Raw genomic sequence first — 23,430 nt, 5'->3', positions numbered from 1 at the left:
CCGGTCAGGTCGTCCGGAGCCCGGCCCACTGCGCGTGGCGGCGCTGGGTCGACAGGATGAAGTTGACCGCGCGCTCGGAGCAGTTGGCGATCGCGTAGTCGTCGGGCAGCAGCCAGTCGCCGCGCGGCGTGCTGGTCACGACGCCGACGGCCTCGACCACGTTGGCCGGGTCCAGCCCGGTCATCAGGATCGCGCCGGTGTCCAGCGCCTCCGGCCGCTCGATCGAGTCGCGCAGCGTGACGGCCGGGAAGCGGAGCAGGGACGACTCCTCGGAGATCGTGCCGGAGTCCGAGAGGACGCAGAACGACTTCGCCTGGAGGTGGTTGTAGTCCAGGAAGCCCAGCGGCTCGTGGAACTCGATCCCCTCCGTCGAGCGGCCGAGCGCGTCCAGCCGCTTCCTCGTGCGGGGGTGGGTCGAGACGAGCACCCGCTTGCCGAAGGAGCGGTGCACCGCCTCGAGGCAGTCCAGGAGCGCGCCGAGCCGCTCGGGGTTGTCGACGTTCTCCTCGCGGTGTGCGCTGACGAGCACGAACTCACCGGCCGTCAGGCCGAGGCGGTCGAGCGCGTCGGAGCCGGCGATGGCCTCGGTGTGCGCCTCGAGGACCTCCCGCATCGGCGAGCCGGTCTTGAGGATGCGCCGGGGGTGCAGCCCCTCGGCGAGGAGGTTGCGCCGGGCGTGCTCGGTGTAGACGAGGTTGAAGTCCGCGACGTGGTCGACGAGGCGCCGGTTGGTCTCCTCCGGCACGTTCTCGTCGAAGCACCGGTTGCCCGCCTCCATGTGGTAGACGGGGATCCGCATCCGCTTCGCCATGATCGCGGCGATGCAGCTGTTGGTGTCCCCGAGCACGAGCAGGGCGTCGGGCCGCTCGGCGAGCAGCACCTCCTCGGTCTTCACGAGCACCCCGCCCAGCACGGCACCCAGGCTGGAGGTGTCCACGCCGAGGAAGTGGTCGGGGGCCCGCAGCCCCAGATCGTCGAAGAAGATCTCGTTGAGCGTGTAGTCGTAGTTCTGGCCGGTGTGCACCAGCACGTGGTCGACGGTGCGGTCCAGCCGCTTGATCACCTCCGAGAGGCGGATGATCTCGGGCCGGGTGCCGACGATCGTCATCACCTTCGTACGTCGGGTGATCGCGCTCTCGCTCATCGGGTCTGCTCCAGTTCGGCGGCACCGGCGACGGGCACCGGGTGGGTGTCGGGGTTGTCGGCGTCGAAGAGGGTGTCGGTCCAGAACACCGTCAGGAGCTCGGTGTCGCCGGTGTTGGTGATGTTGTGCACCCACATCGTGGGCATGTCGACGAGCACCGGCTCGTCGCCGGTGACCTCGAGCTCGACGACCTCGCGGGTGAAGAGCCTGCGCAGCGCGATCGTCGCGCGACCGCTGAGCACCACGAAGCGCTCGATCTTGTGCAGGTGGTAGTGCTCGCCGCGGGTGACCCCGGGCACGGTGGTCGACACGAACGTCTGGCCGCCGGCTCCGTGGCTGCGGACGGTCTCGACGAGACGACCGCGCTGGTCGGCGCGCGGCGCCAGCGCGATCGGGTAGCCGGCGGGGAAGAGCGCGGCCCGGTAGGTGTTGAAGAGGTCGGTGTCCAGAGGTCCGCTCAGGTCCGGGACGTCCCCCGTGGTGGCGTACGTCGTGTGGAAGCGCTGGAGGGTGTCCCACACCTGCTGCACCGACGTGGCGACGGGCTCCGGGCTCACCTGGCCGACTGTTCCGGGAGCGGTCTCCTCGATCGCGGCGATCATCGCGGCGGCGGCGCGCTGCACGTGCAGCAGCCCGATCGTCCGGTCACTGATGCTCGGGCTCGCCCCGGCCACCGTGGCGTCGACGAAGGAGGCGACGAACGAGTTGTAGCCGGGCCGCCCGTGCTCGCCGAAGAGGTTGGGCAGCAGGACGTCGACGAAGCTGGACCCGGTCCGTTCGGCGGCGGCGCGCAGCACGGCGGCGGCCTGCTCCTTGCCGTCGGCGTACGCCGTGCCGTTGCCGACCTGCGTCGAGTTCGCGAACGCGAGTCGCAGCGGCCGTGGGGCGGCCGCGATCGCGGCGGCGACGTCCTCCGCGAGACCGCGGTTGCCCGCGACGAGCTCGTCGTCAGGGGCCCGGTTGATGCCCGCGAGGTGGAGGACGGCGTCGGCACCTGCCACGAGCGCGGTCAGGTCCGCCCACTCGGCGCGGCCGACCGGCACCACCTCGTGGTCGGTGGTCGCGTGCAGCCGGCACCTGGTGTGCCAGCCGAGGAAGCCGTCGGCGCCGGTGACCACGATCCTCATCGGCGCGCCAGCTCCTCGCGGACCTCGGGGATCGTCATCAGCAGGTCGGTCGTGCCCGCGACGTCGAGGCGGTCGGTGTTGGCCGAGTTGTAGTCCTCCTCGTGCGTGACCTCGCCCTCGCCCTCGCTGAAGTACTTCTCGTACTGCAGGTCACGATCGTCGATCGGCACGCGGAAGTAGTCGCCCTGGTCCTCGGCCTTCACGAACTCCTCGCGCGAGAGCAGGGTCTCGTGGAGCTTCTCGCCGTGCCGCACACCGATGACCCGGAGCTGCGGGTCGTCGTCGCCGAAGAGACCCCACACGGCTCGGGCGAGCACGTCGACGGTCGATGCCGGTGCCTTCTTGACGAAGAGGTCGCCTGGCCGGGCGTGGAGGAACGCGTGCTTCACCAGGTCCACGGACTCGGCCAGGGACATGAGGAAGCGGGTCATGTTCGGCGCGGTCAGCGTCAGCGGCTGACCGGCGCGGATCTGGCTGATGAAGGCGGGGATCACCGAGCCGCGGGAGTACATGACGTTGCCGTAGCGGGTCACCGACACCGTCATCGGCGACTCGGGGTTGTTGCGGGCGAAGGCCTGCGCCGTCTTCTCCATCAGCGCCTTGGACATGCCCATCGCGTTGACCGGGTAGACCGCCTTGTCGGTGCTGAGGCAGACGACCGAGCGGACGCCGGCCGCCGCCGATGCCTGGAGCACGTTGTGGCTGCCCGTGACGTTGGTCTTGACGGCCTGCTGGGGGAAGAACTCGCACGAGGGCACCTGCTTGAGCGCCGCGGCGTGGAAGACGTAGTCGGCGCCGTAGACCGCCGGAGCGATGCTGTCGATGTCGCGCACGTCGCCGAGGAAGAACCGGAGGCGGTCGTCGTTGAACGAGCGGCGCATCAGGTCCTGCTTCGCCTCGTCCCGGCTGAAGACGTGCACGCGAGCCACACCCTCCTCCAGGAGGTGCCGCGCCATCACCGACCCGAACGACCCGGTGCCGCCCGTGATCGTGACGGTCGTGCCGTCGAGCGACCGCTCGTCGGGCTGGGCGGGCCCGGTGTGCGGGCGTGTGGTCATCGGAGACTCCTTCGTGGTCCGGGCGTGGAATGAGGTGGCGCGCGCGTCGCGGCGCTGAAGCGGGTCAGTGCTCCCGGAGCTCTTGACCGCGCGGCGTCTGGGGCGGGCTCGTCAGCTGCTCCGGGGACAGCGGGGTGACGTCGACCGCGCGGATCAGCGGGTGGCCGGTGGGGCGCGGACGCTCCGACCCGGAGAAGAGCTGCTCCGACAGCTTCTCGCCCGGGCGCAGGCCGGTGAACGTGATCTCGATGTCGTGGCGACCCGTGAGGGCGATCATCTGCTCGGCGACGTCGAGGATCTTCACCGGCTCGCCCATCTCGAGCACCATGACCTCGCCCGACGCGCCGAGCGCGCCCGCCTGGACGACCAGCTCGCAGGCCTCGGGGATCGTCATGAAGTAGCGCTCGACGTCCGGGTGGGTGACGGTGACGGGTCCGCCGAGCTCGATCTGGCGCGTGAAGGTGGCAAGCATCGAGCCGCGGGAGCCGAGGACGTTGCCGAACCGGACGCTGATGTAGGGACGGCCGGTCCGCTGCGCGTGCCACGAGGTCAGCTGCTCCGCCGTGCGCTTGGTGGATCCGAGCACGCTCGTCGGGTCGGCGGCCTTGTCGGTCGAGATGTTGACGAACCGCTGCACGTCGAACTCCTCGGCCAGCTCGAGGAGGTTCAGGGTGCCCAGCACGTTGGTCTTCCAGCCCTCGTCCGGGAACCGCTCGAGCATCGGCAGGTGCTTGAGCGCCGCCGCGTGGAAGACGATCTCCGGCCGGTGCTCGCGGAAGACAGCGCGCAGCGGCTCGATGTCGCGGATGTCGCAGAGCACCGTGTCGGGTCCCTGGAGGAGGCCGTGTCCGAAGATCTCCAGCTGCACGGCGTGCAGGGCCGACTCGTCGCGGTCCAGCATGATCATCGACGACGGCCCGAACCGGTTCACCTGGCGCGAGAGCTCCGCGCCGATCGAGCCGCCGGCCCCGGTGATGAGCACGCGTCTGTTGCTGAGGTAGTCGGCGATGTCGGTGAGGCTGGTCGAGACCTGGTGCCGGCCGAGCACGTCGGAGATCTCCACGCGACGGATGTCGGTGGCGACGACCCGGGCACCCATCAGCTCGCTGAGCGACGGCAGCACCAGGAACTCCAGGCCGGCGCGCCGCGCCCGGGCCTGGAACGCGCCGATGAACCTTCCCGACGCCTCCGGGACGGCGAGGATCACCGCGTCGACGTCGTGCTCAGCAGCGATCCGCTCGAGGTCGTCGCCCGAGCCGAGCACGGACACGCCCTGCAGACGCAGGTGTCGCCTCCGGGGGTTGTCGTCGAGGAGTCCGACCGCGGAGTAGGTGCCGCTCAGGTCACCGCGGATCAGCCGCAGCACCTGGCCACCGGCCTCGCCGGCGCCGTAGACGAGCACCCGGTGGACCTGGTCGGAGGCGCCCGCGGTGACGCCGCGGTCCCGGACCGCTCGGTAGATCCAACGCCCGGCGGCCGATCCGAGGAACGCCAGCGGCGGGGTCAGCACCGCGACGCTGCGCGGGAGGGCGGGGTTGATGACGGGGTAGGTCGCGATCGTCACGACAGCCACGGCGAACAGGTGGGCACCCAGCCCGATGGCCTCGTCGAAGGAGCCGACGACGTAGCGGCCGCGGTAGAAGCGGGTCGCGTAGCCGATCCCGAAGATCAGCGCCGCCGCCGTCACGATGTAGCGCAGCACCGACTCCCACGTGATCTCCGGGATCTGGAAGTCGTGCCTGACGCCGAGCACGATCAGGGTGCCGAGCGTCCAGCACGCGACGTCCCACAGGGCCAGCATGGCTCGACGCGCCTGTGCGCTGTCAGGCACTGGCGTCGCAATCGGCACGACGACCTTCCCTTCCCTCGCTCTCGCAACCACGACGCGGCGCGGCGCGACACGGCGCCGCGATGTTACCGCGACCCGGCCTCGCGTCCGGATTCCGCAGTGCGCCCTCGCGAGGACAGCGCGGTCCTGATCGCTGCCTCCAAGGTCGCGTGCGCCGCCTCCGGCGTGTGCCGCTCGTGCGCGACGCGGCGGCCTTCGGCGCCCATCGTCGCTCGCAGGCCGGGGTCCGTCGCCAGGCGGCGCAGGTCGTGCCGGAGGTCGTCCGGCGACGTGGGTGCGAGTCCGGCGCCGCTGGAGGAGACGTAGTCCTGCAGGGCGGTGCCGGCCGGTGCGTAGCAGAGGATCGGGCGTCCGGCAGCCAGGTACTCGGAGATCTTGGTGGAGATCGAGTAGCGGATGAACGTCCGGACCGCGGGGTCGAAGCTCTCCGCGTGCACGAGGACGTCCGCTGCGGCGTACACCTCCGGCAGCTGGTCGTGGGCGACGTACGGCGCGAACGTCGTGGTCGCCGGATCGAAGCGGGGGCGGAGCCAGTCGTCCTTCGGGGAGAGGTGGATGACCAGCTCGCACGGTGTCCCGGCGTCCCGCAGCTCGCGGACGGCCTCCTCGACGACCAGCATCGACTCATGGCGCCGCAGGTGCAGGCCACCCGTGTAGACGACGCGCAGGGGCGCGTCCGGGCGACGCGGGGGCGGCGACGAGGCGGGTGCCGGTTCGGCGGCGTTCATGAGCGTGAAGTAGCGCACCGGGCGGCCGCCTCCGTATGCCTCGCCCATGCGGTCGCTGATCACCAGGGCGGACCCGCTGCCTGCCTCGACCCGACGCACCGAGCGCGCCAGCGCACGCCGGGGCAGCCAGGTCGCGGACTCGGCGTACAGGCTCTCCCGCCAGTTGTCGAGGTAGTGCATGAGCACCGGGGCCCCGGCGACGCGTCCGGCGGCCAGCGCCAGCCGGTTGATGCCGATCGTGCATCCAGCCGTGTAGACGACGTGCGGCGCGAAGTCGCGGATCGCTGCCCGGTAGCGGCGGGGCAGCCGCACCGGGCCGAGGTCGAGGTAGGCGTTGCCGAGTGCGCGGAGACGGGTGCGCCCACGAGCGCGGGCGCTGTCACCGGCCAGCTCGGCGTCCCGCACCTGCTGGTTGACGGCCGCGGCGACGCCGGCACCTCCGAGGAACCGGCGGGCGAGGTGGCGCAGCGGGAACACCGATCCGGGAAGGAGGAGCGACGGCGCTCGACCGTCCTCCGCGGGCGCGCCCGGCGAGAGCGTGAGCTCCAGGACCTGGTCCGGGCGCAGCCCGCCCAGCACGGTGCTCAGCGTGACGCCGGTCGGGGACGGGGAGTGCATGCTCTCGCCGTTCACGACCAGCACCCGGAGCTGGTCGGCGGCGGTCATCGGCGGACCACGGCCCAGACCGTGCGGGCGATGATGCCCAGGTCACCGCGCAACGTGCGACCGCGGACGTACGCCGCGTAGTGCTCGGCCTTCCACGGCAGCAGCACCTCCCGGTAGTAGGTCTCCGGCTCGTCCTGCTCGGCCAGGAGGCCCTGCTCGTCGCGGAGCTCCAGCGAGACCGGGTCGGTGATGCCCGGACGCACCGAGAGGATGAGGTCGCGGTGCTCGGCCGGCCACAGTGCGACGTACTCGGCCACCTCGGGCCGTGGCCCCACGAGGCTCATCGCACCGCGCAGGACGTCGTAGAGCTGGGGCATCTCGTCGAGCTTCGATGCCCGCAGCACGATCCCGGACCGGGTGATGCGGCTCTCGCCGCCGACCGTCACGAGGGGTCCGCCGGCGTCGACGCGCATGGTGCGGAACTTGTGGATCGTGAACGGCTGACCGCCGCGTCCCACCCGCTGCTGCCGGAACAGTGCGGGGCCGGGGCTGTCGCAGCGGACGACGAGTCCGACCACGGCCAGCACCGGCGAGAGCAGCACGAGGCCCACCGCCGAGACGACCAGGTCGAGCAGGCGCTTGGGATCGAGGGTCACCCGAGGACCTCGCGCACGGCGTCGATCACCCGTTGCACCTGCTCGTCGGTCATCGACGAGAAGGCCGGGAGGCTGACGGCGCGCGCGAAGCTGTCGTGCGCGACGGGGAAGTCCGCGGGGTCGAGCCGGTAGGTGTCACGCCAGTAGGGCTGCAGGTGCAGCGGGATGAAGTGCACGCTGCACGAGACGCCGAGGTCCGCCATCCGCTGGATGAACGCGTCCCGCTCGAGCGGAGCGTCGTCGTTGAGCCGGAGCACGAAGAGGTGCCAGGCGTGCTGGTCGTCGGGCAGGTCGAGGCCGGCGGGCAGGGTGACCGGGAGGTCGGCGAACGCGGCGGCGTACCGGGTGGCGATCGATCGGCGCGCCGACAGCATCGTCGCCGCCCGGCTCAGCTGCACCCGGCCCATCGCCGCTGCCGGGTCGGGCAGGTTGTACTTGAACCCGGGTGCCACGACCTCGTAGTGCCAGGACGGCACGGTGGAGCGGTACCTGTCGAACACGTCGCGGGAGATGCCGTGGAGGCGCATCGTGCGGATCCGGCGCGCGAGATCCGGGTCGTGGACGGTGACCATGCCGCCCTCCCCTGTGGTCATCGTCTTGGTCGCGTAGAAGCTGAAGACGACCGCGTCGCTGGTGCCGGTGCCGACCGGCAGCCCTCCCGACACCACGGGGTGGGCATGCGCGGCGTCCTCGACGACGCGGAGCCCGTGCGCGCTCGCGAGGTCGGCCAGTGCGGTCCGGTCGACCGGCAGGCCTGCGAAGTGGACGGGCACGATCGCCTTCGTGCGTGCCGTGATCGCCCGCTCGGCGACGGCCAGGTCGACGTTGAGCGTCTTGGGATCGACGTCGACGACGACGACGTCCGCGCCGAGGTAGCGGACGACCTCCCCGGTCGCAGTGAACGTCCAGTCCGGGATGATCACCTCGTCACCCGGTCCGATCCCGCAGGCCTCGAGCGCCAGGTGGAGCCCGGCGGTGGCAGAGTTGACGGCGATCGAAGTGACCTCTCCGCCACCGATCGAGGCGAGCTGGGCGGAGAACTCCGACTCGAACGCCGCGGCGTTCGGGCCGGTCGTCAACCAGCCCGACCGCAGAGCGCTGACGACCGCCTCGATCTCGGCCTCACCGATGTCGGGAAGGGCGAACGGGATGTGATCGGGGCTGGGGCTCGCCACGGTGGGTTCGTCCGCCTCTCCTGCGCGTGGTGTCGTGGCCGGACAGGGCGCCGACCTGCCTAGACTAATCAGCCGCCCGTCTCCCCCCGAACCAACACGAGGACGTCGCCGTGCGCGTGGGCCTGCTGACCCAGTGGTACGACCCCGAGCCGGGGCCGGCCGCGTTGCCGGGCGCACTCGCGCGCGGACTCGTCGAGCGCGGTCACCAGGTCACCGTGCTGACCGGGTTCCCGAACTATCCGAGCGGGCATCTCGCCGACGGCTACCGGCTCTCGGCCCGCGCGGACGAGGAGCGTGACGGAGTCCGCGTCCGCCGTACCTGGCTCTACCCGAGCCACGACGCGTCGATGGCGCGCAGGCTCCTGAACTACGGCAGCTTCGGTGCCTCGTCCCTCATCCTCGGCGTCGACGCGCTGCGCGACATCGACGTGCTCTGGGTGAACTACTCGCCGATCACGGTCGCTCCGACGATGTGGTGGCTGCACCATCGTCGCGATGTGCCGGTCGTCGTGCACGTGCTCGACCTGTGGCCGGACACGGTCACCGCCGGGGGGTTCGGCGGCGAGGGCGCCGCGCACCGGGCGGTGGAGTCCGCGGTCAGCGCATGGTGCGCGCGCATGTACCGCAGCGCCGCGACGGTGGCCGTCAACTCTCCCGGAGTGGTCGACGTGCTGGCCTCGCGCGGCGTCCCGCGCGACAAGCTCGCCTACGTGCCGCTGTGGGCGGACGAACAGCTCTGGCCCGCGCCGCTGGGCGCGGGGCCCGAGTCCCGAGTCGTCCCGGGCGTCGACCTGGCCGACGACGACGTCGTCCTCCTCTACGCCGGAAGCCTCGGACGTGCTCAGGGCCTGGACGTGCTCATCGAGGCCTGTGCCCGGGTCGGCGACCCACGGCTGCGGTGCCTGATCGCGGGCTCGGGCGCCGAGGAGGACTCCCTGCGGCGCCAGGCGGCCGACCTCGGCGTGCGCAACGTGGACTTCCTCGGCCGAGTGGCACCGGAGTCGATGCCGGGACTGATGGCCGCGGCCGACGCGTCGTTCGTGGCGCTGAGCCCGCACCCGTTGTCGCGCATCACGATGCCGAGCAAGTTCCAGGCCGGGCTGGCGGCGGGCAGGTGCCTCGTGGTCAGCGCCGACGGCGACCTCGCCGACGCAGCGGCTGCGACCGGTGCTGCCTTCGTGGCTCCCGCCGCGGACCCGGCCGCTCTGGCCGAGGTCCTCGAGCGCCTGTGCGCCGCCGGGCGCACCGAGCTGGCCGCGCTGGGGACCGCCGCCCGCGCCGCGTACGACGGGGGCTACGCGGCCGGCGTGGGCATCGACCGGGTCGAGTCGCTGCTCGCCGCCGCGCTGCCCGACGGCGGCCGGACGTCCGCGGCGCGTGGTCTGCAGGTGCGTGGGATGCGGGCGGGTGACGTGCGCGCGGCCGCAGCGCTGCACAGGCGGGCGTTCCCGAGCTTCTTCCTCAGCGCGCTGGGCGAGCCGTTCCTGCGGGAGTTCTACCGCGGGTTCCTGGACGACGACACCGCGGTCACGGCCGTGGTGGCCGACGCGGGCGGTGACCTGCTGGGCATCGTCGTCGGCACCACCGCCCCCGCAGGGTTCTTCGGTCGGCTGCTTCGCCGACAGCTGGTCGGGTTCGCGATCGCGAGCGCCCGGGCGGCGCTTCGACGGCCGTCCAGCGTCGTCCGCCTGGTGCGTGGCGTCCTCTACCGCGGTGAGGAGTCGGGGGAGGGCGCGCTGCTGAGCTCCATCTGCGTGGACCCGGCCGCCCAGGGTCGCGGTGTCGGCGGACTCCTGCTCGGACGGTGGACGGAGGAGGCGTCGTCGCGTGGCGCGACCGCCGCCCACCTGAGCACGGACGCGGACCGCAACGCCGAGGTGAACCGCTTCTACCGTTCGCACGGGTGGGAGCTCCGCCATGAGCACACGACCCGCGAAGGCCGGCGGATGAACGTCTACCAACGGTCCCTGGGCGCCTGACGGCCCGCGTCACGTCTAGGATTCGTCAGGCACGTCGGGGGCGCCATCGGGGTGCCTCGGCGTCGACAGAGGGGGATGACAGCCATGGCGGCGACGGAGACCGTCGGACCGGACGCCGTCGCGGAGTCCGACGCAACGTCATGGCGCGACTGGGTCGGCCTCGGCCTGGTCCTGGTCCTGCTCTCGCTGGCGACCTTCTCGGTCCCCTTCCCCGGATCGGACTCGGGAAGGCTGGACGTCTACGCGTCCGAGGGTCTGGCCGCGGTCATCGGAGCGGTGCTCCTCGTCCTGCTCCTGACGCGGCGCTGGCGACCCGGCTCCGCCTGCCGACGCCTCATCCTCGTCTCGGTGGTCTTCCTGGCGTGGTACCTGGTCGTCAGTGGCGTCCGGCAGGCGACGGGCGAGGAGGTGAAGCAGAGCGCGCTCGTGCTCCGCACCACCATCCTGCCGCTGGTCTGCTACGCACTGATCGACATCGGGTGGGACCGGCCGTTGCGGGTCGTTCGAGGCCTGGTCCTCGTCGACCTCGGCGTGAGTCTCGTGCACCTGCCGGAGTGGCAGGACATGCGGATGTCCGACTACCTGGGCAACTCCATGGTGTACGGCGCATTCCTCGTCATGTTGATCCCGCTGAACGTCTACGTCCTGGCGACGCGCGGCTCGAGTCGCGGCGACGTCGTACTCAAGGTCGCGGCCGTCCTGAACCTCGCCTTCGGCCTCGTGATGCCCGTCTGGACGGGCTCGCGCTCGCTCACGATGCTGTGCGGACTCGTGTTCGTGGTCAGCGTGGCGGCACTCGTCCGCCGGGCCGGCGTGCTGCTGCTGATCGCTGCGGTCGTGGTGGTCGTCGGGGCGACGCACGCCGCCGTCTGGAAGACCAACCCGGGTGGTGCGGCGTTCGGGATCTACCGCGTCGTGCCGGCTCCGGCCACCAACTCTGCGGAGGAGGCGGCGATCGAGGTGGTCGAGTCCGAGAAGGGCAAGGCCGACCTCAACCGCAGTGCGCTCCAGCGCCAGTCGATCGACGAGATCGAGGAGGATCCGCTCTTCACCGACGGGCGCGTCTACTTCCCCTACGACAACGACCTGGGGGAGGAGACTGCGAGTCCGCACAACTTCGTGCTCGAGCACCTCAACGCGTACGGCGTCGTCGGGTTCCTGCTCTACCTCGGCATGTTCGCCGTCGTGCTGCTGCCCGGCTGCACGACGATCTCCATGAGGAGGCCGGGCGCTGCCGAGAACGTCTGCGCGTGGCTGACGCTCGGTACCACGATGGGCTTCTCGCTCGCCCAGCCGACGATGATGATCTTCACCGTGACCATCCCGCTGTGGCTCGTGATCGCCGCGATGAAGCACCGCCAGGCGGAGCTGTCGCCGGCACCTCCGGGCAGCGACAGATGAGCGCGGGAGCCGGTTCTCCTTCGAGTGGGCTGCCCCGGGTGCTCGTGGTCAGCCACAACCCGTTCAGCGATCTGCAGAGCAACGGCAAGACGCTGACCGCGTTCTTCGACGGCTGGGATCCGGACCGGCTCGCGCAGCTCTTCTTCACGATGGATGCACCGGCGTTCAGCGTGTGCCGGCGCTTCTACCGGGTGACCGACGTGGACATGCTCCGTCGCCTTCTCCGGCGTCCATCGTCGCAGGGGCCGGTCACGGCGGACGCGGTCGCTCGGACGGACGCCGTACGCGCCGACCTCCATCGGGGCCGTCTCTTCCGCATGGTGCGCTGGATGTTCCAGCGTCGTTGGCCGTCCGCCCTGGTGCTGAGGTCGTGGGTGTGGAGCGATCGGTGGGCCACTGCGGACCTCGACCGTTGGCTCGACGAGTTCGACCCCGAGGTGGTGCTCTTCCAGAGCAGCAACTGCACGTTCGCGTTCGACGTCGTTGCGACCATCTGCGACCGCCGCGGCATTCCGCTCATCCTCGAGACGACCGACGACTACGTCACGCGCACCTCGAGCAGGGACCCGCTCGGCGGGCTCTACCACCGCCAGATCTCCCGCGCCTACCAGGCAGCGGTCGACCGGTCGCACGTCGTGATCGCGATCGGTCAGAAGATGGCGCGCGAGTACGCCGCGCGGTTCGGCGGCCGGTACGAGATCGCCATGAACTCCGTCGACGCGCTCGAGAACGTCGACGCGCCGGGGTCGACGGCGTCGCCCGTCGTGCTCCACTACGCCGGCAACCTGGGGCTGAACCGATGGCGGGTCCTGGCCGAGCTGGGTCACGCGCTCGACCGGCTGCACGCGCTCGACGGGATCGACGCTCAGCTGGAGGTCTGGTCCCTGGTGGAGCCTGAGGCCGGAGAGCTCGAGCAGCTGACGAGCTCCGCGCGGGTCCGCTTCTGCGGATCGGCGAGCTCGGAGCAGCTGGCCGACCGGCGCCGGGAGGCGACCGCGCTCGTGCACGTGGAGTCCTTCGATCGCCACAACCGGGAGATCACCCGGTTGTCGATCTCGACGAAGGTGCCCGAGTACCTCGCGTCGAACCGGCCGGTGCTGGCGATCGGTCCCTCCGACGTCGCGTCGATCGAGTACCTGACGGAGCACCAGGCAGCCGAGGTCGTGACGACCGCCTCCGTCGAGGACCTCGTCGCGGCCCTGCGGCGGTTGCTCGGCGACGCCGACCAGCGCCGTGCCTATGCGGCCCGCGGCGCCGGGCTGGTGCGGGAGCACCACCTCCGCAGCCGCATCTCGGCGATGGTCCGCACGGAGATCCTCGAGGCGGCGAGGGGATGACCACCGAGCCGTCGGAGGTCGACTCCGACCCGGCGGCCGTCGCCGGCCCGAGCGGCGGGTTCTGGGGCAGCGCCCTGACGTACACGATCGGCGCGCTGGTGCTCCAGGGCACGAACTTCCTGCTCACGCCGGTGTTCACCCACGTGATGACCGGCGCCGAGATGGGCCGGGCGGTGAACTACCTCTTCTGGAGCACGATGTTCGGCATCGCCATCAGCCTGCAGCTCCACGGCACCCTCAACAACGCCGTGACGCACTTCGGTCGGAACCAGCTGGCGTCGTTCATCCGGGGCGTCATGCCGTGGTGCGCCGTACCCGCGGTGGCGTTGCTGGTGGTCCTGCTCGCCGCTCGCGGCTGGTGGGAGGACGCGCTCGGCCTTCCCTGGACCTGGCTCGTGCTGGCCGTCGGCAACGGGGTGTGCATCGCCGCGTCGATGATGGCGATCGCCCAGGCGGTCGTGACGGGGCGCCGGGTCCGCTACCTGCTCCTCACCTTCCTCGCCACGGTCGGCGGAGCGCTCGTCGGGCTCGTGCTCATCGGCCTCCTGACCGACGACGCGCTCGCGCGGGTGCTCGGCTACGTCGCCGGGTCTGTGATGGTCGTCGCCGTCCTCGTGCCGGACGTGCTCGGCGGCTCGGGGCGCGGTGGCCGCGTGCGCGGCTACCTCCCCTATGCGCTGCCGATCGCGCTGCCCCTGCTGGCCCACGAGCTGTTGTGGCAGGTGGCCGGCAACGCCAACCGGGTGATCGTCCTACGGCTCGAGAACGCCACGGAGGCGGGCGTCTTCGCCTACGCCGCCACCCTGGGCGGCGTCGCTGCGCTGACGGCTGCAGCGGTCAACGCCGCCTGGACGCCCTGGTACTTCGCCAACGCGAAGGCCGGGGCCGATGCGGCCACGCAGCGGGCGGCTCGTGAGCTCATCGGAGGCTTCGGCCTGCTGATGACCATCGCGATCCTGGTGAGCCCGGAGGTGCTCCGCGCGATCACCGGACGCGCCTTCTGGGGCGGCGACGTCATCGTCCCGGTGTTCATCGCCGCCGGCACCAGCACCTTCGTCTTCAACGTCGCGGCCAACTACCTCATCTACCGACGCCGCACCGGGCTCGTCCTCGCGGTCTCAGCGGTTGGCTGTGCGCTGACCCTGACCCTCAGCGTCGCCGCCATCGAGCCCTGGGGGGCCACCGGGGTCGCGGTGGTCTCCTTCCTGGCCGCGGCCGTCATGGCGCTCGGAGCGATCGCAGTCGGACGCGTCCTCGGCTGCCGCAACCTCCCGCAGCTGACGATGGCGGCAGTCGTGGTCGGCACCGGAGGCGTGCTGGCGGGGGCCGCCGCTCTCGCGGACGCGGTGGCGGTGCGGTTCGCCCTCGCAGCCTTGCTGGCTCTGCTGCTCGTGGTGCTCGGCGGGATGAAGATCAGGGCTCGCCGCGCGACCGGCGCTGCCGCGGCGTGACGGCCGCCGGCACGCTCACCGAGCGGGCCAGGCACCCGCACGCCGACGCCCGGGCGCCGCGGTCGTGGCGCCTGCCTCGCCCTCGGGTCGGTCGGTGTCGAGGGAGGCCGGGCTCAGACCGGTCGCGAGGATCACGATCACGAACCAGCCGAGCGGGATCACCGACAGCGGCTCGGTGAGGCCCAGGACCAGGAGGGCGATCACGCTCAGCAGAGCGAGGCGAGAGGCTTCAAGACGCCCCGCGTTGACCGCGCGGGAGTCCCGGTGGGCGAGCCCGCGGGCCACGGCCTGGACGTAGACGAGCGCCATGAGGGCAGCCCCGACCAGGCCGATCTCGGGGATGAGGTCGAACAGGGAGCTGTGCCCGTGCTCCAGGAAGATCCCCGCTCGCTCCACGATGTCGCCGAGGGTGGCGTTCGCCGGGGCGGGGTGCCAGGGGTGCGGCCACACGACGCCCCACCCGGCTCCGAACCAGCGGTCCAGCCCGGTCGTCTCGGTCCAGACGGCCTTCCACAGGGGTACCCGACCGGTCAGCGACGACAGGTCGCGGTCGAGCAGGTCCGCGACGACGTAGATCCCAGCGACGGCGCCGGCGAGGAGGACGATGGTCACGGCGCGGATGCCCCAGCGGCGTCGAGCGCTGCGCACGGCGCTCGGCGGGTGCCACCGGTCGAGGCCGGCCAGCGCGATCGCGAGCGCCACCACGACCGCCGCCGCCACGTAGCTGGTGCCGGACTGGGCCACGCCGACGCCGAGCAGGACCACCCCGGTGCCGACCGCCCACAGCACCCTCGCCCACGGGAGGCGGGGGATGAAGCCCACGGCGAAGGCCAGCGAGAGGACGAGCGTGTAGCCCAGGATGTTCCGGTTCATCCCGACGCCGGCCATATAGCCCGTGCCACCGAGCGGGATCGCGGCCCCGGGGTAGTCGAGCTGGAGGGCGAGGTAGGACCCCACCACGATCAGGACGCCGCCGAGCAGCATGCCCTGAGCGACCGTGCGAGCGTCGACGGTGACCGCGACGACGGTCGCCACGACCGCCACGCAGATGTAGATGAGTGTGTAGTCGACGGTCAACCGGGAGAAGAAGGACCAGAGCGAGGAGGCGAGGCCGAAGGCGAGCAACGCCACCACCGAGGTCGCGGCGCGGGGGGTGGAGCGTCCCGGCGTGACGAGCAGCCCGGCGAGCGTCACCGCCGCCGCGTTCCCCAGCGACTGGTGGAACGTGAAGAGGATCATCGGGTTGGACAGCCAGAAGAAGTCCAGCGCGATGATGACGGTCCACATCGCGCCGAGCCGGCTGTCGTGGACGACGGGCGCGGCTGTCACGCCGCTCGTCGTGGCGCTCCACAGACGTCGGACCGGGTTGCGGGCAGCATCAGAGGACATGTCACTCAGTTCGTTCGTCGTCGACGGCTGGTGCACCCGGCCTACCGACCCCGTCGTCCAGGACGGGGCTGGTCGGCCGGGGCGCCGAGGGCGCGGTTCTCCTCCTCGAGCTCCCGCACCCGGACCCACAGGAACCCGACCTCTTCGAGGTAGGCATCTCGCTCGCGGACGGCCTGGTCGTGCGCGTGCTGGAGCCGGCCGACCTGCTCGGCCGACTGGTCGCGTCGCAGGCGGGCGACCTCGTTCGTCAGACGGGCGATCTCGGCCTGCATCTCGGCGACGCGGTGGGCGCTGCCGGGAGGGAGGGTGATGGTGAGGCCGTCGAAGGAGCGCAGGACCCGCTCGCGGGCCCGGTCCCACTCCTCGTGGGAGTGCTCGGCGCGCGAGGTGCCGACCGACCAGGTGCGGTAGACGCAGGTGCGCTCGGGCTCGTTGGCCAGCCCGACGGCGACGACCGCGCGGACGATGAACTCCCAGTCCTCCGTGGTCGAGAGCTCCTCGTCGAAGCGGTGGCCGAGCTCGTGGACGACCGAGCGGGGGAAGGCCACGGTCATGAACTCGGTGAAGTTCCCGTGCAGGTGGTCGACGATGCTGAACTCGGTCGGCCACTCGACGTACGGCGCTCCCTTGGCCACGAGGTGGAGCGGCGAGCCGTCGAGGTGCTGGACGGGCAGCATGTCCTGGCACACGATCCCGACTCGCAGGACCCGACCGGGCGAGCGCTCGGCGAGGTCGCGGAAGGTCTCGACCCAATGGCTCAGGACGACGTTGTCGTCGTCGAGGCCCGCGATGTAGCGGCCCGCGGCGGCGGTGAACCCCTCGTTGAGGGGCGCGGAGCGCCCGGGGCGCTCGACGTCGAGGAGCCGGATGCGCTCCCGCAGCCACGCCGGCTGGGCGTCCACCAGCGCCGCGACGCCTGCCCGGGCCTCCGGTGCCACCCGGTGGCACATGACCAGCACCTCGAAGTCGCGCACGGTCTGCGCCGCCAGGCAGGTGAGGGTCTCGGCCAGCGGGGAGAGCCGGAAACCCTGGGTCCGCGTCACGATGCTGAGGAACGGCGACGAGGGATCGCCCTCGGCGTTGCCCGCGCCGTCGGGCGAGGGCGCCGGCGGATCGACGACCGTCCCGTCTGCGTCGAGTCGGACGTCGTGGAAGACCGACGCCGCTGCCACCCGGACGGGGATGCGCGCGGCGTGGACGGCGGTCCGGAACGCGGACCCGGTCGGTCGGCCGAGCTCGGTCCAGGTGCGCTCCGTCAGCGCGACGCAGGCGCCGGCGGGGGTGCCGGAGGCCGGTACGCCGACGGGCACGGTGCGCGCGTCGGCCACCTCGCCCTCGGCCACGGTGGCGACGAGACCGGCGACGGCGTGCGGCACGGGCAGGTCGGCGGCGTCGGCGAGCACGACGACGTCGCCGTCCTCCGGGGCGTTGACGAGCTCGACTCCGTGGGCGGAGGAGAGCGTCGTCAGGACCTCGCGCACCTCGGACGTCAGCTCGGAGGCGGCACTGATGAGGAGGCGCCGCGACTCCGCGACCTCGGCCAGCGATCGCAGCCACAGCTCCGCGGTGCGGTCGCGCAGCACCTGCTCGTACCCGTCGCGCAGCTCGAGACGCAGGGTGACCCCATCCGCCACGGCGTAACCCCTCTCGATCGGACCGGACTCCGCGCAACTCTAGGACGGCGCCCCGGGAGGTGCACCAGCGCCTCGCGGACAGGTGCTCGGGACCGACGTCGCGCGCAATAGAGTCGGGCCATGGACGACTCCAAGCCGACTGCCCGGGAAGCCATCACGGCCGTCCAGGGGCACGAGGCGTGGGCGATCATCCGGCGCTCCACCAGGGCGGGTGACCGCGACACCGTCGGCGTCGTCGGTGGCCGGCGCAGCGTCGTCGAGTCGGTGCTCGACGTGCCGCTCGCCGCGGGTGTGCCCGAGGACGGGCACATCGCCGACCGGCTGCTCGCGGTGCCCTTCCGTCAGGTCCGCGAGCGCGGCTTCGAGGCGCACGACGACGGCACGCCGCTGGTGGTCGTCGACGTCGAGTCCGAGCTGGAGTTCACGGTCGCCGAGGTGATCGACGCGATCGACGAGGTGCCCGTCGAGTTCGCCGACCGCGGCGGCTTCGAGACCGACGACGAGGACTACGGCAAGCTCGTGTCCTCGATCATCACCGACGAGATCGGCCAGGGCGAGGGCGCCAACCTGGTCATCGGCCGGCATTACCGCGCCACCGTCGCCGACTGGGGCGCCGACCGGGCGCTCGCCGTCTTCCGCCGGCTGCTCGAGCGGGAGCGCGGCTCCTACTGGACGTTCGTGTTCTTCACCGGCGACCGCTACCTGATCGGCGCGAGCCCGGAGCGGCACGTCACCATCCACGGCGGCGACGTGCGGATGAACCCGATCAGCGGCACCTTCCGGATTCCGCGCGAGGGCGACGTGCGCCGCCCGCTGCTGGACTTCCTCCACGACGAGAAGGAGATCTTCGAGCTCTTCATGGTCGTCGACGAGGAGCTGAAGATGATGTGCGACATCTGCAACGAGGGCGGCCAGGTGCTCGGGCCGTTCCTCAAGCCGATGAGCCGCCTGGTGCACACGGAGTACCTCCTCGCCGGCCGCACCAACCGCGACCCGCGCGAGGTGCTGCGCGACACGATGTACGCCGCCACGGTGACCGGCTCGCCGGTCGAGAACGCCTGCCGGCTGATCAAGCAGTACGAGCAGGTCGGCCGCGGCTACTACGGTGCGGCGCTCGCGATCCTCGGCCGCGACGGCGCCGGCGACCCGATCCTGGACAGCCCGATCGTCATCCGTACCGCAGACGTCGACCTCGAGGGACGGCTCACCGTCACCGCGGGCGCCACCCTGGTGCGCGACTCGGACCCGGCGTACGAGGTGGCGGAAACCCACGCGAAGGCGGGCGGCATCCTGAGTGCCTTCGGGCTCGTCGAGCCGGCGCCCGTGCCCGACGTCAACGTTGCCGAGCTCGTCAACGACGAGGACGTGCTGCTCGCGCTCAACGCGCGCAACCACCGGCTGTCGACGTTCTGGCTCACCGACCAGGGCGGCACCGCGCCGGACCCCGGGCTCGCCGGCCAGCGCGTGGTGATCCTCGACGGCGAGGACGACTTCGTGAACATGCTGCGCCACGTGCTCGGCGTGTTCGGCATGACGTCCGAGGTGGTGCGTCACGAGGAGTACGTCGCCGGCTGCCTCGACGGCTTCGACCTCGTGATCGTCGGGCCGGGTCCGGGCGATCCCCGGGACGGCGACGACCCGAAGATGGCCAACCTGCGCGCGGCCGTCGCCGAGCTCCTCGCCGCCGGCCGACCGTTCCTCGCGGTCTGCCTGGGCCACCAGGCGCTGTGCCACCAGCTGGGTCTCGAGCTGGCCTACAAGGACATCGTGTTCCAGGGCACCCAGTCGCCGGTGCGGATGGGCGGGCGCATCGAGCGGGTCGGCTTCTACAACACCTTCGTCGGCCGGGTCGGCGCCGCCGGCCTGCCGGACGGGGTGACGGTGGAGGCGGACCCGGAGTCCGGTGACGTCCACCTGGTGCGCGGTCCGCACTACCGCGGCATCCAGTTCCACGCCGAGTCGATCCTCACCGAGCACGGCTTCGAGCTGCTGCACGACCTGGTGGCCGGCCTCCTCGTACCGCCGGGCGACAACGGGTCGGGCGCGGGCTAGGCTGTGATCACGGCGGAGCCGTTCGTGGGCCCGGTGGAGACTGCCCCCCAGCTTCATCGGGCCCTCCGCCATTTCGCCGGCTCCGTGGTCGTCGTCGACCACCACGACTCCTACACCTGGAACCTCGTGCACCTGGTGGCCGCCGTGACCGGCGTGCTGCCGGCCGTCGTCGAGCACGACGAGGTGGCGGCGGCCGACCTCGCGGCCTACACCCACGTGGTGCTCTCGCCCGGCCCGGGCCACCCCGCGTCCCCGACGGACTTCGCGGTCGGACGCGAGCTGCTGCTCGCCGGCGACCGGCCGGTGCTCGGCGTCTGCCTCGGGATGCAGGGGCTGGTGACGGCGTACGGCGGCACCGTCGACCGGGTGCCGCCCGCGCACGGCGAGGTCGCGTCGGTGACCCACGACGGTCGCGGCGTCTTCGCCGGCCTGCCGTCCCCGCTCGCCGCCGTGCGCTACCACTCGCTGGGGGCCGTCCTCGTGCCGCCCGACCTGGAGGTGACCGCCCGGTCGGAGGACGGGGTGGTGATGGGCGTCCGGCACCGGACGCTGCCGCTGGAGGGCGTGCAGTTCCACCCGGAGTCGGTGCTGTCCGAGCACGGGCGGGCCCTCGTCGCCAACTTCCTGGGGTCGGCGTGACCGACCCGGTCGGGTTCTTCGCCTCGGTGGCGGCCTCGCGCCGGCGCTGCTTCTGGCTCGACGGCGGGGGAGCCCGGGACTGGTCGGGCCGCCGCTCGATCGTCGGCTGGCTCGACGAGGACGACGTGTCGCTCACCTACGACGCCGGCACGCGCCTGGTCACCCGCCACGCGTCCGGCCGCGCCGAGGTCGTGGGGGACGACGTCTTCGCGGCGCTCTCGGCGGAGCTGGCGTCCGGGTCCCCGGACGCGTCCTGGTTCGGGTACCTCGGCTACGCGTGCCGTCCCGACCTTCCGGCGGCCGTCGGGTCCGGCCTCCCCGACGCGGTCTGGATGCGGCCGAGCCAGGTCCGGATGTTCGAGCACGAGCGCCCTGCCGTCGAGGTGCGCGGAGTGCCGGCGACGAGTCTCGGAAGAGCCCTGCCGGAGTCCTACGCAGAGGCCTTCGCCGAGGTGCAGGAGCAGCTGCACGCGGGCAACACCTACGAGGTCAACCTGACCTACCGCGTCGAGACCACCAGCGACACCGACCCCGTCACGGCGTACCTGCGGCTGCGCGAGCTCAACCCCGCGCCGTACGCCGGCTTCCTCCAGCACGACCTGCCAGGAGCGCGCGGGTGGCTGCTGAGCTCGAGCCCGGAGCGCTATGCGCTCATCACCGCCGACCGGACCCTGGAGACCAAGCCGATCAAGGGCACCACCGCCCGCGGTGCCACCCCCGAGGAGGACGACCGCACCCGGGCGCACCTCGCGAGCGACCCGCGGTTCCGGGCCGAGAACCTGATGATCGTCGACCTCCTCCGCAACGACCTGTCGCTGGTCTGCGAGCCCGGGACCGTGACCGTCCCGGTGCTGATGGACGTGGAGTCCTACGAGACCGTGCACCAGCTCGTGAGCACGGTCCGCGGCCGGCTCCGCGACGACGTCACGACCATCGACGCGCTGCGCGCCCTCTTCCCGGCCGGCTCCATGACCGGCGCCCCCAAGCTCCGCACGATGCAGGTCATCGAGGACGTGGAGGACAGCCCGCGCGGCCCGTACGCCGGGGCGTTCGGCTGGGTCAGCGCCGACGGCCGCGCCGACCTCGGCGTGGTGATCCGCAGCCTGATGACCGCCGGCGACGGCCGGTGGCTGCTCGGCACGGGTGGCGGCATCACGGTCCGCTCCGGCGTCGATGACGAGTACGCCGAGTCGCGGTGGAAGGCCGACCGGCTGCTCGGAGCCCTGCGATGACCGTCACCGGGGTCGGCGAGGAGCGGCACGCGTCGTGGCTCGAGCTGTTCTTCGACCTCGTCGCGGTCGCCGGCATCGGCATGCTCGCGCACCTGCTGTCCGAGGACACGAGCACCGGTGGCCTCGCGGTCTACGTGATCGCCTACGCCGCGATCTGGATGCTGTGGGCCTGCTTCACCCTCTACGGCAACGTGGCCGGCACCCAGGTCCACGTGGGCGTGATCCTCGCGGCGATGTTCGTGCTGGGCGTGATGATCGCGGCGATCCCGGAGATCCACGGGGAGCACGCCCGGGCGTTCGCGATCGCCTACGTGGTGGGTCGGTTCCTCGCCGGCCGGCCCTGGGACCGCACGACCGTGGCCGCCGACCTGCCCATCGTCCACGCCGGCGCGGGGATCGTCCCGTGGGTGGTGTCGTTCTGGTTCGAGGGCACCACGCAGTACGTCCTGTGGGCCGTCGGCATCGGGCTCGACCTGCTGTTCCTCGTCTCCACCAACAAGGAGCGCCTGGTCGCCGACATCACCGCCCGCCTCGCCCGGCATCCGCGCGGCGACGAGCACCCGATCGAGGTCCGCGAGGCCGACGTCCCGCATCTCACCGAGCGGCTCGGCCTCTTCGTCCTCATCGTCGTCGGCGAGGGCCTGGTGCAGATCATCCACGCCGCCAGCGAGGCCGAGTGGGACCGCTCGCTCGCGGTCGCCGGCGCCGGCGCGTTCGCGCTGATGGTCGGCCTGTGGGCCGCAGCCGTCCGGTTCGGGTACGCCGGCGTCGCGCTGCTCCCCGAGCAGGCGCTGTCGCCGCGGCTCTCCTGGCCCGCCCACCTGCTCGCGACGCTGGCGCTCGCGACGATCGCCCCCCTGGTCGGCGAGCTGGTCGCCCGTCCGCGCGACGACGTCAGCGACCACACGGTCGCGTTGCTGGTCACGGCGTACGCCGGGTGGGCGGTGCTCTCCGCCGGCATCCTGCTCGCGGTCGGCGAGCGCCGGCGGGCGGCGTACGTCGGGGTCTGCCTCGGTCTGGCCGCTGCCGTGGTCGCGGTGGCCGACCTCCGCTCGGAGGGCGTGGTGTGGGTGCTCGCGGCCGGGGTGCTCGGGGCGCTGGCGGCCCGCCCGAGCAGCTAGACCCGGGAGGCCGACCGCCGCTGGCCGTCGTCGGAGTACTCGACGCCGCCCATGTCGACGGTCCGCCGGGCGTTCGAGAGCGCGGCCACGGTGACGGTCCCGAGCGCGCCTGCCCGGTCGAAGACCGCGGTCGTGCCCGACGCGATGCCGTCGTGCTCGACCCGGTCGGTCGCCAGCAGACCGATCTCGACGCCGACCGGCTCGCGGGCGAGGGTGAGCGCGATGTCGGTGTTGATGTACTCGACGCCCTTGGTGCCCCAGTTCGTGACCATGCTCGCGCCGTCGGCCGCGGCCGCGACGGCCTGGAACGGCGTCAGCGGCTCGCCGGGCACCACCGGGATCGCACTGCTCCACGACCCCTTGCGCGAGGCGTTCTGGTGCTCGGTGAAGTTCTGCGACCAGCCCGACTCCGAGTGCACGAACGGCACCCGGGGCTCGTCGGACTCCGGTGCGACGTCCAGCGGCGGGGGAGACGGGCGGTCGGCCGGCTCCCAGACCTCGCCGGGCGCCGACTCCGAGGGCTTGAGGAAGGTGGCGCTGGCGCGAGCGACCCGCTCGCCGTCCTGCGTCAGCGTGACGTCGACCAGGACGATCCGCGAGCCCTCCCGCACCACCTCGGTGGTGAAGGTGCACGGCCGCATCCGGGCCGCCTTGAACAGGTCGACCACCCACCGCGCCGGGCGCAGGTCGGAGCGCCCGGTCACCCGCAGCCGGAGCTCCGCCGCACGCGCCAGCGCGCCGCTGACCGCGACGCCGTGCAGCTGGTCGTCGCTCCACATGCTGCACGCGAGCGGGGTGGGGACCAGGTCGTCGCCGGCCGGGGTGAAGAACGCGATCTCGTCGGTCACGGCG

The 23,430-nt window shown here is 72.0% G+C and carries 18 protein-coding genes; 8 read left to right on the top strand and 10 right to left on the bottom strand.

What is annotated here, in order from left to right; translation table 11 throughout:
* Positions 1–4: 4 nt before the first annotated feature.
* The 7 genes from wecB to HZF07_RS14225 form a co-directional block, all read right to left on the bottom strand.
* Positions 5–1,144, bottom strand: coding sequence for a non-hydrolyzing UDP-N-acetylglucosamine 2-epimerase (wecB, locus tag HZF07_RS14255; protein WP_157342549.1), 1,140 nt, complete (start codon positions 1,142–1,144; stop codon positions 5–7).
* Complete coding sequence (locus HZF07_RS14250; protein ID WP_157342548.1) at positions 1,141–2,271, bottom strand: polysaccharide biosynthesis C-terminal domain-containing protein; 1,131 nt, start codon at positions 2,269–2,271, stop codon at positions 1,141–1,143. Before HZF07_RS14250 ends, wecB begins: the two co-directional genes overlap by 4 nt.
* The gene (locus HZF07_RS14245; protein WP_157342547.1) at positions 2,268–3,329 is read right to left on the bottom strand and encodes a polysaccharide biosynthesis protein; all 1,062 of its coding nucleotides are present in this window, start codon (positions 3,327–3,329) and stop codon (positions 2,268–2,270) included. The genes HZF07_RS14250 and HZF07_RS14245 overlap by 4 nt, the downstream gene beginning before the upstream one ends.
* A 64-nt stretch (positions 3,330–3,393) precedes the next feature.
* Positions 3,394–5,130, bottom strand: a complete 1,737-nt coding sequence (locus HZF07_RS14240; RefSeq protein ID WP_157342546.1) for a polysaccharide biosynthesis protein — start codon at positions 5,128–5,130, stop codon at positions 3,394–3,396.
* A 113-nt stretch (positions 5,131–5,243) separates the two neighbouring features.
* The gene (locus tag HZF07_RS14235; protein WP_157342545.1) at positions 5,244–6,572 is read right to left on the bottom strand and encodes a glycosyltransferase family protein; all 1,329 of its coding nucleotides are present in this window, start codon (positions 6,570–6,572) and stop codon (positions 5,244–5,246) included.
* On the bottom strand, positions 6,569–7,168 hold the full coding sequence (locus HZF07_RS14230) for a sugar transferase (RefSeq protein ID WP_181645201.1): 600 nt from the start codon (positions 7,166–7,168) through the stop codon (positions 6,569–6,571). The genes HZF07_RS14235 and HZF07_RS14230 overlap by 4 nt, the downstream gene beginning before the upstream one ends.
* Positions 7,165–8,343, bottom strand: coding sequence for a DegT/DnrJ/EryC1/StrS family aminotransferase (locus tag HZF07_RS14225; RefSeq protein ID WP_181645200.1), 1,179 nt, complete (start codon positions 8,341–8,343; stop codon positions 7,165–7,167). Before HZF07_RS14225 ends, HZF07_RS14230 begins: the two co-directional genes overlap by 4 nt.
* Before the next feature lie 110 nt (positions 8,344–8,453).
* Between HZF07_RS14225 and HZF07_RS14220 the strand changes: the two genes are divergently transcribed.
* From HZF07_RS14220 to HZF07_RS14205, 4 genes are all read left to right on the top strand, one after another.
* Positions 8,454–10,322 carry a glycosyltransferase family 4 protein gene (locus tag HZF07_RS14220; protein WP_157342544.1) on the top strand — a complete coding sequence of 623 codons (1,869 nt, stop codon included), beginning with the start codon at positions 8,454–8,456 and terminating at the stop codon, positions 10,320–10,322.
* 84 nt (positions 10,323–10,406) lie between these two features.
* Positions 10,407–11,723, top strand: coding sequence for an O-antigen ligase family protein (locus HZF07_RS14215; protein ID WP_157342543.1), 1,317 nt, complete (start codon positions 10,407–10,409; stop codon positions 11,721–11,723).
* Complete coding sequence (locus tag HZF07_RS14210; RefSeq protein WP_157342542.1) at positions 11,720–13,060, top strand: glycosyltransferase family protein; 1,341 nt, start codon at positions 11,720–11,722, stop codon at positions 13,058–13,060. The genes HZF07_RS14215 and HZF07_RS14210 overlap by 4 nt, the downstream gene beginning before the upstream one ends.
* Positions 13,057–14,511 (top strand): lipopolysaccharide biosynthesis protein, encoded by a 1,455-nt coding sequence (locus tag HZF07_RS14205; RefSeq protein WP_157342541.1) that lies wholly within the window; start codon positions 13,057–13,059, stop codon positions 14,509–14,511. Before HZF07_RS14210 ends, HZF07_RS14205 begins: the two co-directional genes overlap by 4 nt.
* Positions 14,512–14,526: 15 nt before the next feature.
* Here HZF07_RS14205 and HZF07_RS14200 read toward each other — a convergent pair whose 3' ends face one another.
* The gene (locus HZF07_RS14200) at positions 14,527–15,840 is read right to left on the bottom strand and encodes an O-antigen ligase family protein (RefSeq protein ID WP_157342540.1); all 1,314 of its coding nucleotides are present in this window, start codon (positions 15,838–15,840) and stop codon (positions 14,527–14,529) included.
* A 101-nt stretch (positions 15,841–15,941) separates the two neighbouring features.
* Entirely contained in the window at positions 15,942–17,534 is a 1,593-nt protein-coding gene (locus HZF07_RS24495; protein WP_157342539.1) for a glycosyltransferase, read from the bottom strand.
* Between the two features lie 120 nt (positions 17,535–17,654).
* Here HZF07_RS24495 and HZF07_RS14190 point away from each other — a divergent pair, with 120 nt between their 5' ends.
* Genes HZF07_RS14190 through HZF07_RS14175 form a run of 4 tightly spaced genes read left to right on the top strand, consistent with a single transcriptional unit; the run spans position 17,655 to position 22,578 of the window.
* Positions 17,655–19,586: an anthranilate synthase family protein gene (locus HZF07_RS14190; RefSeq protein ID WP_157342538.1), complete on the top strand. Its 1,932-nt coding sequence runs from the start codon at positions 17,655–17,657 to the stop codon at positions 19,584–19,586.
* A gap of 33 nt (positions 19,587–19,619) precedes the next feature.
* A complete protein-coding gene (locus HZF07_RS14185) occupies positions 19,620–20,225 on the top strand; it encodes an anthranilate synthase component II (RefSeq protein WP_309504743.1) in 606 nt (201 codons plus the stop codon).
* Positions 20,222–21,457 carry an anthranilate synthase component I family protein gene (locus HZF07_RS14180; RefSeq protein WP_181645199.1) on the top strand — a complete coding sequence of 412 codons (1,236 nt, stop codon included), beginning with the start codon at positions 20,222–20,224 and terminating at the stop codon, positions 21,455–21,457. Before HZF07_RS14185 ends, HZF07_RS14180 begins: the two co-directional genes overlap by 4 nt.
* Complete coding sequence (locus HZF07_RS14175; protein WP_157342536.1) at positions 21,454–22,578, top strand: low temperature requirement protein A; 1,125 nt, start codon at positions 21,454–21,456, stop codon at positions 22,576–22,578. The genes HZF07_RS14180 and HZF07_RS14175 overlap by 4 nt, the downstream gene beginning before the upstream one ends.
* Here the strand turns inward: HZF07_RS14175 and HZF07_RS14170 are convergent.
* Positions 22,575–23,426 (bottom strand): acyl-CoA thioesterase domain-containing protein, encoded by an 852-nt coding sequence (locus HZF07_RS14170; protein WP_309504742.1) that lies wholly within the window; start codon positions 23,424–23,426, stop codon positions 22,575–22,577. The two genes, HZF07_RS14175 and HZF07_RS14170, sit on opposite strands and share 4 nt — an antisense overlap.
* Positions 23,427–23,430 lie beyond the last annotated feature (4 nt).

It is taken from the genome of Nocardioides agri, assembly GCF_013778305.1.
GTDB lineage: Bacteria > Actinomycetota > Actinomycetes > Propionibacteriales > Nocardioidaceae > Nocardioides > Nocardioides agri.
The sequence above is the reverse complement of the archived record's forward strand: the minus strand, read 5'-3'. Positions and strand labels throughout refer to the sequence as shown.

What these genes read in the sequence shown, in the direction of transcription:
- wecB (WP_157342549.1), bottom strand. Translation starts at nt 1,144, where the DNA reads ATGAGCGAGAGCGCGATCACCCGACGTACGAAGGTGATGACGATCGTC.
- HZF07_RS14250 (WP_157342548.1), bottom strand. Translation starts at nt 2,271, where the DNA reads ATGAGGATCGTGGTCACCGGCGCCGACGGCTTCCTCGGCTGGCACACC.
- HZF07_RS14245 (WP_157342547.1), bottom strand. Translation starts at nt 3,329, where the DNA reads ATGACCACACGCCCGCACACCGGGCCCGCCCAGCCCGACGAGCGGTCG.
- HZF07_RS14240 (WP_157342546.1), bottom strand. Translation starts at nt 5,130, where the DNA reads ATGCTGGCCCTGTGGGACGTCGCGTGCTGGACGCTCGGCACCCTGATC.
- HZF07_RS14235 (WP_157342545.1), bottom strand. Translation starts at nt 6,572, where the DNA reads ATGACCGCCGCCGACCAGCTCCGGGTGCTGGTCGTGAACGGCGAGAGC.
- HZF07_RS14215 (WP_157342543.1), top strand. Translation starts at nt 10,407, where the DNA reads ATGGCGGCGACGGAGACCGTCGGACCGGACGCCGTCGCGGAGTCCGAC.
- HZF07_RS14210 (WP_157342542.1), top strand. Translation starts at nt 11,720, where the DNA reads ATGAGCGCGGGAGCCGGTTCTCCTTCGAGTGGGCTGCCCCGGGTGCTC.
- HZF07_RS14205 (WP_157342541.1), top strand. Translation starts at nt 13,057, where the DNA reads ATGACCACCGAGCCGTCGGAGGTCGACTCCGACCCGGCGGCCGTCGCC.
- HZF07_RS14190 (WP_157342538.1), top strand. Translation starts at nt 17,655, where the DNA reads ATGGACGACTCCAAGCCGACTGCCCGGGAAGCCATCACGGCCGTCCAG.
- HZF07_RS14175 (WP_157342536.1), top strand. Translation starts at nt 21,454, where the DNA reads ATGACCGTCACCGGGGTCGGCGAGGAGCGGCACGCGTCGTGGCTCGAG.